This is a genomic window from Paraburkholderia sp. UYCP14C (assembly GCF_004197395.1).
Classification (GTDB): Bacteria; Pseudomonadota; Gammaproteobacteria; order Burkholderiales; family Burkholderiaceae; genus Paraburkholderia.
In genome coordinates this window covers 1-4,073 of sequence record NZ_SELS01000167.1, presented here as the reverse complement: position 1 = coordinate 4,073, position 4,073 = coordinate 1, and the positions used below count along the sequence as shown (strand labels likewise).

The window sequence follows — 4,073 nt, the reverse complement described above, 5'->3', positions numbered from 1 at the left end:
CGCCGTCCTGTTCAATCGATAAGGTATCCAAATCTATAAAGATTATTTCGACCACGCTACCTATTTGCACCGGAGCCATCTGGAAACTGATTTGCTCGCGTTTGAAGACCTCAAGCAATTCAAGGGCTGGTTGAAACAGCTGAAATATCGGCAGACAGCCGTTCCCTTCGACGAATTCCCATTCTGAGTAAATGGCCGGTTGGCATGAATACGGCCGGTCGTGAGGAGAATCGACCGCTTACGATAAAACCTCGCTCGATCATGGCTGCAGGTCGAACCGGAAGGCCTGGTTGAGCGCGGCCCGTGTGCTGGACTGAAGGCTACGATCCCGGATGCCCGCGTTGACCGCCTGCTCGAGGGCGGCGGGACGCGCATCGGTGTGCCCGGCCGGCACCAGTTGCGACCACGTACGACCCTGCTGCTCCAGATGGCACAGGAACCGGTTGATGCGCGAGCGGTACACTCGGCCCAATCCCTGAGGCAGCGCGCCCATCAGGACGGTGTGCGCGGGCTGCACGGGCGCAAGCTGCACGATTCCGGATTCGCCTTGCAGGCCGAACCGGAAGGCCTGGTTGAGCGCGGCCCGCGTGCTGGCGTGAAGGCTACGATCCCGGATGCCCGCGTTGACCGCCTGCTCAAGGGCGGCGGGACGCGGATCGGTGGTCCCGGTCGGCACCAGTTGCGACCACGTACGATCCTGCTGTTCCAGACGGCACAGGAACCGGTTGATGTGCGAGCGGTACTGGTTGCTCAACCCCTGAGGCAGCGCGCCCATCAGGGCGGTGTGCACGGGCTGCACGGGCGCAAGTTGCACGATTCCCGATTCGCCTTGCAGGCAGAACCGGAAGGCCCGGTTGAGCGCGGCCCGCGTGCTGGCGTGAAGGCCATGATCCCGGATGCCCGCGTTGACCACCTGTTCGAGGGCGGCGGGACGCCGATCGGTGGTCCCGGCCGGCACCAGTTGCGACCACGTACGATCCTGCTGTTCCAGACGGCACAGGAACAGTTTGATGAGCGAGCGGTACTCTTTGCTCAATCCCTGAGGCAGCGCGCCCATCAGGGCGGTGTGCGCGGGCTGCACGGGCGCAGCGCCGGTATGCGTCACTGCGCGGGAGCCGGAGGGCAGCGACGAGGGCGCGGGATAGGGCGCTGTCCTGGCGCTGTACGTGTTGGTCCTGCGCTGCGGCCGGCCGGAGGACGACGACACCGCTGAAGCAGCCTGGCGTAAGCCGCCCGAGGTGCGCGACTGACGATGAACGGAGTCACCTGATGGCAGAGGCGGGCCCGGGAAGATTGCGGCGCCGAACTGCTCGGCCTGCGTCAATACGGCGAGGATACGTGGCCGGTCCGGCCGGATATTGCGTAGATTCATGCCGTCAGGTTGAAAAAACTCGCCGGTGATCACCCTGCGCGCCAGCTCCTCGATTCCCTCCAGCACATGGTCACCACAGGAATAGCCGTCCGCCTGCTGCGGGATTGGCATGCCCGCGGGCGCCCCTGTCCCCAGGACTGCAGCCACCTGCGCTGCCCGCTGGAATTGGGCCGTATTGGTGATAAATGGGGCGCCATCCGGCGGGATCCCGGAATCGTAGTGGAAGGCCTGCGCGGTCTGCCGGTTCACAACGAGCAGTGACCAGTGGCGATCGCCTACGTTCACGGGCAGAAACAGAATAGGCGGGGAGTCGGGACCAGCAATGCGGGCCAGGACTTCCCTTCGCTGCTGAGGAGTCCCGTCGGTCAGCAGACGGACCTGCTGCGGGTCGATAAAGTTGAGCCAGTGCGCAGCGGGTTGCCCGAGCCATTGCTGGGCAAGCACATCGGTATAAGCGACGAAGTCGTTGTCCCACAACCACGGATCGGCCGCCAACCGCTGGGCGACGCTGACGTTGGCGGCCTGCCGGGTATAGCTATCCACGTCCACAATCTCCGGACCCGCTGGGTGCGAGGGCCCGATGACCGACTGCGGGGTATCCGGATCGAACGCGCGGCTGCCGTAAGGCACCCCGTAGCCGAGCGACGAGAGACCGGCAAACGTGGAATGCGATGCGGCGGGTTGCGGTGGCCACTGTGCCTCAGTGCCTTCTGCTGCTGGCGTGTCAGGAATCCATCCCCAACCGGGCCAGGCGGTGCCTGGCACACGAAAAGAGGATTCTGGCTCCGGGCTTGCGTGCTCGGTATCGCCGCGATCGGATGCGGCGCGGTTGGCAAGGCCGGACTGGACGTTCCACATGACGGCTGCCTGAGCCGATCCGTCGCACTTTGCCGGCAACGCCCAACCTTTGCCGGTGGGGCCGGACTCGGTAAAGAATGGTTTCAGTTCCTCGTCGCTCATGCCCGCCTGGGAAGCGATCGCTGCCATGTCGAGATCCGGTTTCAGGAGTGCTGTGGACGCTTTCAACAAACCTCCACTGATAAGCCTTTGATCGGGAGCCGGGCTAGTTGAAGCGAACGTGTCCTTATGACTGGCGCTGCGGTTGCCCGGCTCGCTCGGTACCGGATCGCGCGTGGTTGAGGCGGATGGCGACTTAGCTCCGGCGATGCGAGACTTCAAGCCGCGGTGTCCATCCTGGCCGGAAGCAAGGGCTTGCCGAGGAGCCATCTGAATATCACGGAGCCCTTGCAGGTCCGCCGACATGTGGTCGGGGCTGCGCGCACACGGGGAGGGCTCCGGCGAAGAGGGCGCAGAGCTTTCGTGCCCCGATTGAGGGTCGGCTGGGGCCTGCTGAGTTTGGAGATCCCGGTAGTACTCGTTAAAGGCATCGGTATCAAAAGAAGGGAATTTGTGGTTTTTCATGAGCTGTGAACCGCCCCGGGTTTCCCGGAGGCTGTTTTGCTTGAGTCACGCCGCGATAGCGGACCCAGCGAGTTTTGAATAATAAGCGGCTTCCGCCTCGGCAGGTGGAATGTTGCCGATGGGGCCGAAGAGCCGACGATTGTTGAACCAGTCAACCCATTCGAGCGTCGCCATCTCAACGGCCTGCGGATTGCGCCACGGTCCGAGGCGATGGATCACCTCTGCCTTGTACAAGCCGTTGATCGTTTCAGCCAGTGCGTTATCGTAGGAGTCGCCCACGCTGCCCACTGACGGCTCGATGCCAGCCTCGACCAGCCGATCCGTATAGCGGATTGATACGTATTGGGCGGATTCAACCGGTCGTCGCAACACCGGCTAAGCGCTCATGATAGATGCTCGCTGAACACTTCGGAAGGCGTTTTCGATCCAAGTGTTTTGCGAGGTCGGTTGTTCAGCGCGCATGCGACGGCTGAGAGTTCTTCCGGTCCATATCGAGCGAGATCTGTTCCCTTTGGGAAGTACTGTCGCAGCAATCCATTCGTGTTCTCGTTCGTGCCGCGCTGCCAGGGACTCCGGGGATCACAGAAATAGATCTGAAGCCCTGTGTCGATGCTCAGCTTTGCATGTTGGGCCATTTCCGCACCCTGATCCCACGTCAGGGTTTTACGCAGCTCCTCTGGCAGTGCATTCATCGACGTAGTAATCGCGTCTCCTACCGCGGCGGCACCGTGTCCGGCCAACGCGGGTCCATTCTTCGTTCTTTGGATTCCGTGGTCCTCCATGCGGGGTAGATGCAGCAACATGACTTTGTTCGGCAGGGTCTTCAGCAGATAGGGCCTGATGGTTGTGTTGCGGGTCTGAGATAATGCCGGCATCGAGTGAATCTATTCATTTAGCATGCCCTTCAAAGAACGGTTGAAGTCTGGCGAGCCACGCAAGCGCCCGAAGCAGTGCTACGTTCCACGGAACTGGTCGCAATACAACCAGAGCCTGCGTAAGCGCGGCATGCGGTTGTGGTGCAAATAGCGCTCAAGGATCGGTTAGAGTGTCGCCTTGACCGATTTGAGGAGCCGCGATGAACAAGCTGAAGAGTCTGGACGTCATTTCTGGAGCCTGTAGATCAGGCCGCAAGGCGCATGAAACCTCGGTTTTCTCGAACACGGAGACCGAAAGAATCTGTAGCAATGTGTAGAGCGAGGCATCGAGTTGAAGCTCCTTTTTGACTATTGCGATCAGTACGTAGGTGGAGACCGCACACCAGATTTGCGTCTTCACGGCG

Annotated in this window: 1 protein-coding gene and 3 pseudogenes; all 4 read right to left on the bottom strand. The window is 61.5% G+C overall.

Annotated elements, in window-relative coordinates; translation table 11 throughout:
- Nucleotides 1-259: 259 nt before the first annotated feature.
- Complete coding sequence (locus EVC45_RS43650) at nt 260-2,398, bottom strand: Ulp1 family isopeptidase (RefSeq protein WP_168991665.1); 2,139 nt, start codon at nt 2,396-2,398, stop codon at nt 260-262.
- 441 nt (nt 2,399-2,839) lie between these two features.
- A pseudogene (locus EVC45_RS43645) lies at nt 2,840-3,142 on the bottom strand (integrase core domain-containing protein); the annotation flags it as partial.
- A 35-nt stretch (nt 3,143-3,177) separates the two neighbouring features.
- Nucleotides 3,178-3,597 (bottom strand): annotated as a pseudogene (locus tag EVC45_RS43640) (IS30 family transposase); the annotation flags it as partial.
- Nucleotides 3,598-3,823: 226 nt separating this feature from the next.
- Nucleotides 3,824-4,073 (bottom strand): annotated as a pseudogene (locus tag EVC45_RS47435) (hypothetical protein); the annotation flags it as partial.